The organism is Salinivibrio sp. EAGSL (genome assembly GCF_013366455.1).
GTDB classification, from domain to species: Bacteria; Pseudomonadota; Gammaproteobacteria; order Enterobacterales; family Vibrionaceae; genus Salinivibrio; species Salinivibrio costicola.
Window position 1 is genome coordinate 1 of record NZ_JABWMG010000039.1, and the last position, 5,960, is coordinate 5,960.

Annotated in this window: 5 protein-coding genes and 1 rRNA gene; 1 reads left to right on the plus strand and 5 read right to left on the minus strand. The window is 48.9% G+C overall.

All coding sequences use genetic code 11. The features are described from left to right. From HLG76_RS14845 to rluD, 4 genes are all read right to left on the minus strand, one after another. Positions 1–201: hypothetical protein (locus tag HLG76_RS14845; RefSeq protein WP_217706604.1), on the minus strand; the 201-nt coding region annotated here is incomplete at its 3' end. Beyond that, complete coding sequence (clpB, locus tag HLG76_RS14520) at positions 179–2,755, minus strand: ATP-dependent chaperone ClpB (protein WP_021024607.1); 2,577 nt, start codon at positions 2,753–2,755, stop codon at positions 179–181. The genes clpB and HLG76_RS14845, both read right to left, overlap by 23 nt. An 81-nt stretch (positions 2,756–2,836) precedes the next feature. Next, positions 2,837–3,559 carry a peptidoglycan editing factor PgeF gene (gene pgeF, locus HLG76_RS14525; RefSeq protein WP_021024606.1) on the minus strand — a complete coding sequence of 241 codons (723 nt, stop codon included), beginning with the start codon at positions 3,557–3,559 and terminating at the stop codon, positions 2,837–2,839. Next, positions 3,559–4,533 (minus strand): 23S rRNA pseudouridine(1911/1915/1917) synthase RluD, encoded by a 975-nt coding sequence (gene rluD, locus HLG76_RS14530; protein WP_077461943.1) that lies wholly within the window; start codon positions 4,531–4,533, stop codon positions 3,559–3,561. Before rluD ends, pgeF begins: the two co-directional genes overlap by 1 nt. A gap of 198 nt (positions 4,534–4,731) precedes the next feature. Between rluD and bamD the strand changes: the two genes are divergently transcribed. Continuing rightward, positions 4,732–5,457: an outer membrane protein assembly factor BamD gene (gene bamD / locus HLG76_RS14535; RefSeq protein WP_175993924.1), complete on the plus strand. Its 726-nt coding sequence runs from the start codon at positions 4,732–4,734 to the stop codon at positions 5,455–5,457. Between the two features lie 294 nt (positions 5,458–5,751). Here the strand turns inward: bamD and rrf are convergent. Next, positions 5,752–5,867, minus strand: a 5S ribosomal RNA gene (gene rrf, locus HLG76_RS14540). Between the last annotated feature and the right edge of the window lie 93 nt (positions 5,868–5,960).

Sequence of the window (5,960 nt, forward strand, 5' to 3'; positions counted from 1 at the left end):
CGGCTTGCCGTGCCAACGAGAGCGCATTATAGAGAGGTAATTTTTTGGCGCAAGGGGTTTTTGATAAAAAGATCTCAGGCGCGCAAAAACCCAACAATTTGCATTATTCCTAAGCGTTTTTGAGTCAAACCAAGAAAAAAGCCACCAAAAATGGTGGCTTTTGCCTGATAGGGCTGGGTTAGCCTTGTTTTGCAATGACATGGTCATTCTCAACATCAAGCCAAACGGGCTGACCTGGGACCAGTTCCCCACTCAAGATTTGTTGCGCCAGTGGGTTTTCGATTGTCTGTTGGATAGCCCGTTTAAGTGGACGCGCTCCGTAGACAGGATCAAACCCGCTTTGAGCAACCTTGGCAAGCGCGGCTTCGGAAATCTCCAATTTGAAATCTTTTTCTGCCATTCGTCGGGCAAGCTCTTGCATCTGCAAGCCAGCGATTTCTTTTATATGCTCTTCAACCAGTGGATGGAACACAACGGCTTCATCAATACGGTTAATAAACTCCGGTCGGAAATGATTCGCCGCCACCTCCATCACTGTTTGCTTCATGCCTGCATAATCCAGTTCACCAAAGTGTGCTTGGATTTGCTCTGAACCCAGATTGGAGGTCATGATGACGACGGCATTTCGAAAATCAACCGTTCGCCCCTGACCATCCGTTAAACGCCCATCATCGAGTACCTGCAACAAGATGTTGAATACATCAGAATGCGCTTTTTCTATCTCATCAAGTAGAATTACCGAATAGGGACGACGACGAACCGCTTCAGTAAGATAGCCCCCTTCTTCATATCCAACATAACCAGGAGGCGCGCCAACTAAGCGTGCTACCGAGTGTTTTTCCATAAATTCAGACATATCTATCCGAACCATAGCATCACGGCTATCGAACATGAATTCGGCCAGCGACTTACACAACTCAGTTTTACCCACCCCTGTCGGCCCAAGGAAAAGGAAAGAGCCAATCGGGCGATTCGGATCCGCCAGTCCGGCTCGGCTACGCCGAATGGCATTGGCGACGGCACCGACCGCTTCATCTTGACCTATCACCCGCTGGTGCAAGGCTGATTCCATTTTAAGTAGCTTTTCTTTTTCGCTTTCCAGCATACGAGAAACAGGGATCCCTGTCTGCCGTGCGATAACATCTGCGATCTCAGCCTCTGTGACTCGGTTTTTCAATAAAGTCATTTCCTGCATTTCTGCTTGGCTAGCAAGATCGAGCTGCTTTTCTAAGTCAGGAATTTTGCCATACTGTAGTTCTGACATTCGGCTTAAATCCCCGGCTCGCCGCGCTATCTCCATGTCAGTTCGTGCTTGCTCTAGAGCAGCTTTTATATGTTGAGCTCCAGATACAGCGGCTTTTTCTGTGTTCCAGACCTCTTCGAGCTCGGCATAATCACGCTCTTTTGCCTCTAGCTCGTCACGCAGTGTTTCTAAACGCTTTTGACTCGCACTATCTTCTTCTTTTTCTAGTGCTTGTTGTTCAATTTTAAGTTGGACAATGCGTCGTTCTAAGCGATCTAACGAATCGGGTTTCGAATCAATTTGCATCCGAATGCTGGACGCCGCTTCGTCAATAAGATCAATGGCTTTATCGGGTAACTGGCGATCGGCAATGTAGCGATGTGACAAGCTGGCTGCGGCGACGATGGCCGGATCGGTAATTTCTACCGCATGGTGCAGCTCGTAACGCTCTTTTAATCCGCGCAGAATGGCGACCGTGTCTTCTACATTCGGCTCATTCACCAATACTTTTTGAAAGCGACGTTCTAATGCCGCATCTTTCTCTACATATTGGCGGTATTCATCAAGTGTCGTTGCGCCCACACAGTGAAGCTCGCCCCGTGCCAAGGCAGGTTTGAGCATATTCCCGGCATCCATGGCCCCTTCAGCTTTACCGGCCCCGACCATGGTATGAAGTTCATCAATAAAGAGGATGACATTACCTTCCTCTTTCGCCAGTTCATTTAATACCGCCTTTAGTCGCTCTTCAAACTCCCCACGGTATTTAGCCCCAGCGACTAGCGCCCCCATATCGAGAGAAAGCACGCGTTTACGGCGCAAACCTTCCGGTACCTCACCATTCACAATACGCTGGGCTAACCCCTCTACAATCGCGGTTTTGCCTACACCAGGCTCACCAATCAGGACGGGGTTGTTTTTGGTACGACGCTGTAGCACTTGGATGGTCCGGCGAATTTCATCATCACGGCCGATAACAGGATCCAGTTTGCCTTGCTCAGCACGCTCGGTCAGATCCAGGGTAAATTTCTCCAACGCCTGCCGGTTTTCTTCGGCGTTGGGATCATCGACTTGCTGACCGCCACGGACTTTTTCTATCGCTTGTTCAACTTTTTGTGATGTCAGGCCATGGCTGCGCAATAGCTCCCCAAGCGGCCCTTTATCTTCTACCGCAGCTAAGACAAAAAGCTCAGAAGAGATATATTTGTCTTTACGCTTTTGTGAGATCTTATCGCAAAGGTTAAATAAGTTACCCAGATGATTCGAAAGCTGAACCTCACCGCCCGTGCCTGTGACTTGAGGGACGCGATCCAATAACTCAGAAAGGCTAGAGCGCAGTTGGCTCACATCCACGTTCAGCATGGTTAATAGCGGACGAATCGCACTGCTATCTTGATTCAGGAGTGCGGTCATCAAGTGAACGGGTTCAATATATTGATGGTCTCGCCCTAACGCGAGTGATTGCGCATCAGAAATGGCAATTTGAAACTTACTGGTAAAACGGTCAAGGCGCATCGTTAGTTCCTCCCACTTAACACCTTTAGTTGATGAATAAATGGGCACGATGCAGGTATTTTTCAAGCATCTAAGACGACTTTATTTCATTCGCCAGATACACGTTGCCATCCGCCCCGTTTGTCCATCTCGGCGATAGGAATAAAATTGATCGCCTTGCTGGTAGGTACATAGCGATCCCCCATAAATCGCAGTCACGCCAGTAGCTATTAGTCGTTGCCTTGCAAGCGCATAGAGATCAGCCAAATACTTGTCTGACCCTCGAGGTGAAAAAGCGGCCTTGGTCTGCCAAGAATACGAGATGAATGCCTGATAAACATCTTCACCGACTTCAAAAGCTTGTGGACCAATTGCCGGCCCCAACCAAACAAAACAGCGTTCTGGTTGCGCAAATAAAGCGAGGGTTGATTCTAAAACACCATTTAGTAGCCCTCGCCACCCGGCATGTGCCGCCGCGACTTGGCAACCATCATGGCTACAAAAAAGTACCGGTAAGCAATCAGCGGTCATAACCGTACAAGCTTGTCCGACGGTATCTGTAAATGCTGCATCGGCTTTGGGATGTGTGTCTTGATGTGGCAGCCGTGCGACCTCAGTCCCATGAACTTGCTCAAGCCACGTCAGTTCTCCGTGAACCATACCGGCTAGAGCAAGACGATTTTTTTGCACGGCATCTGGATCATCACCCACATGCATACCAAGATTCCAACCCGCAAACGCGCCCTGGCTCACTCCCCCTTCACGAGTTGTGGTAAGTGCACCGATATTATCAGGAGCAGGCCAATCAGGTTGGAGGTAATCCATTAGTACTCGTCTTCTCCGTTTTCCGCTTGGTCGCTACGTAAATGCTCCGTCAATGCGACCATATCGTCGGGGATCGGGGCATGCCATTCCATTTGCTCACCCGTGATCGGATGGTCAAGACGTAACATGGCGGCATGTAATGCTTGGCGCTTGAACTGCCTTAGCGTCTGAACCAAGATCTCGCCGGCTTGACGTGGAGGCTTTGCCTTACCGCCATAAAGCGGGTCCCCTACCAGAGGATGATTTAAATACGCCATATGCACTCGGATTTGGTGAGTCCGCCCCGTCTCTAGTCGCAAACGTAACCGTGTATGACCCCGGAAATGCTCTGCAACCCGATAATGGGTTATCGCAGGCTTCCCTAATTCTTGGACGGCCATATGAGTCCGTTTTGTTGAATGGCGGCCTATCGGTTTGTCCACCATGCCACCACCGGTCATATTGCCAATCGCAATCGCTTCGTATTCACGCGTGATTTTACGTTTTTGTAGCGCGCGTACCAGTCGGGTCTGCGCGGGGATCGTTTTCGCAACCACCATTAGGCCCGTGGTATCTTTATCCAAACGATGCACTATCCCTGCACGCGGTACATCCCCGATATCAGGATAACGGTGAAGTAAACCATTCAATAGTGTTCCATCCGGACAGCCGGCACCTGGATGCACCACAAGCCCAGCAGGTTTATTAATCACCAAGAGGTCATTATCTTCATAGACGACGTCGAGCGGTATCTCTTGGGGTAGCCAGCGATCGTCATCTTCAATCTCTGTGGCAATCTCAACCTGCTCCCCGCCCATGACTTTCTGACGAGGCTTGTCTACCGCCATACCATCGAGTGAGACTTGCCCTGCTTGAATCCATGTTTTGATCCGAGAGCGAGAGTAATCGGGAAACAGCTCTGCGATCGCTTGATCGAGTCGCTGACCCATTTGGTGTTCTTGGATCTGATGGGATAATTCTATCTGTTGTGCCATACCGAACTTTTCTGTGATTTCTATGACTAAACCCTCGCAACAGTCGCTATCGTGGCGCTCGGCATATCGCCGGTAAACGCCTTTTGCTATAGTCGCCTATCACTGGATAAAATAGCCGGGATAATGACATTGTATCTGTTTGCCGCTGTGACCGTAATCCAGATGGCATAAAAACTTTTCAAGGAAGTGCGATAACCCATGAAACGCCTAACCCTTACTGCGCTACTCGCAGCCTCTGTACTCGTCGGTTGCTCAAGCAACAGTCAAGTTGTCCAAGACGATCCGCCATCCAAACTGTATCAGGATGCTGAAGCGCAGTTAAACAAAGGGGCATGGATAACAGCCATTGAAAAGCTTGAGGCATTGGACTCTCGCTATCCGTTTGGTGCTTATTCCGATCAAGTGCAACTGGATCTTATCTATGCTTATTATAAAAATGACGATCTGGCCTTGGCCGAAGCGACCATTGATCGCTTTATGCGTATGCACCCCGCTCATGCCGAAAGTGACTGGGTTGCCTATATGCGAGGCCTCGTTCATATGGCACAAGATCGTAGCCTAATCCACGACATTCTCCGTATGGAGCGCAATGACCGTGACCCTCAGCCGGCTCGTAAAGCATTTGCTGATTTTCGCCGCTTACTCGAACGCTATCCCAATAGCGAGTATGCTGCTGATGCAAAGGCACGTATGATCGCGTTAAAAAATCGTTTAGCGCAATACGAGTTAGCCGCCGCCGACTACTATATTCGTCGTGAAGCTTGGGTTGCAGCCGTTAACCGTTGCCAGGCCTTACAACGAGACTTCCCTGACACTGAAGCCGCTAAAGCTTCTTTGCCTCTGATGCTAACAGCCTATAAGAAGCTCGGACTTAACGAGCCAGCCGAGCGTACTCAGGATCTGATAGACAAAAATTCCATTTAATCCGTCAATATTGGTTAAAACGACACTGGTTAAAACGACAAAAGCCTCTCTATTATAGAGAGGCTTTTTTGTGCTATGTCGCGATGAGACGAGCAAACACGAACAAAAAAAGAAAGCCCTGACCGTCAGGCCAGGGCTCTATTGGTTTTTCATCAAAGATTAAAGATACAAAAAAACCCCGACCGTTAGGTCAGGGCTTTGTATTTCACTCATCAAAGTCTTACATATCATTGCTTTGATGATTAAATTTTTGCTAACTAAAGCCTAATACTAAGCGCTAATTAGATAATGAGAGCCTGGCGATGTCCTACTCTCACATGGGGAGACCCCACACTACCATCGGCGCTGCTTCGTTTCACTACTGAGTTCGGCATGGAGTCAGGTGGGTCCAAAGCGCTATGGTCGCCAAGCAAAATTTGGTGTGTCTTCACTTTTCAGTCAAAACACGAATCTAGAAAGCTGTTCGTTCTCGCCACAATCAACTGGCTTTATTTTAAGTCCAA